This window comes from Variovorax sp. FG153 (genome assembly GCF_057809595.1).
Map to the genome: position 1 here is coordinate 1 of NZ_JBMDKG010000123.1, position 576 is coordinate 576.

Here is a 576-nt window from a genome sequence, read left to right on the forward strand (position 1 = left end):
AATTTAATTTAAACGCCCACACTTATCGGTTGTTGGAAGAAGTCGGTTGTCTTCGGTTTTGAAGGCGATTGGCGAATGGGTCTGTAGCTCAGCTGGTTAGAGCACCGTCTTGATAAGGCGGGGGTCGTTGGTTCGAGCCCAACTAGACCCACCAAATCTTCTGATACCTCGTGTGAGAGAAAACTGAGGGATTTGGGGGATTAGCTCAGCTGGGAGAGCACCTGCTTTGCAAGCAGGGGGTCGTCGGTTCGATCCCGTCATCCTCCACCACAACCAATCATCGGTTCCCCTCGGAACGTTTCAACACCAAAGCGGCTTCCTGCGAAAGCATGAGGCTTCTTTGTTGTTGATCGGGATCTCCTGATCAATCGGCTGTTCTTTAAAAATTCATAGAGTTGAATCAGCGTTGCTGACGGAAAGAGCTTCATGGCTCACCGTGCCGTCAGCAACTTGAATTTTTTGATTGCGTCAATATGAACTTCAATTTCGAGAAATCGATTTATGAAGACGGCATAACGCGCCAGGTGAAAGACCTGGCAATTCCTTGATTGACTTTGGTTTCTGTGAAGAAACGTC

2 tRNA genes are annotated in these 576 nt (G+C 48.1%); both read left to right on the top strand.

The annotated features are described in order from the left end of the window. Positions 1–77: 77 nt before the first annotated feature. Positions 78–154 (top strand) — tRNA-Ile (locus tag ACODT0_RS42385). A 40-nt stretch (positions 155–194) separates the two neighbouring features. Then, a tRNA-Ala gene (locus ACODT0_RS42390) sits at positions 195–270 on the top strand. Positions 271–576 lie beyond the last annotated feature (306 nt).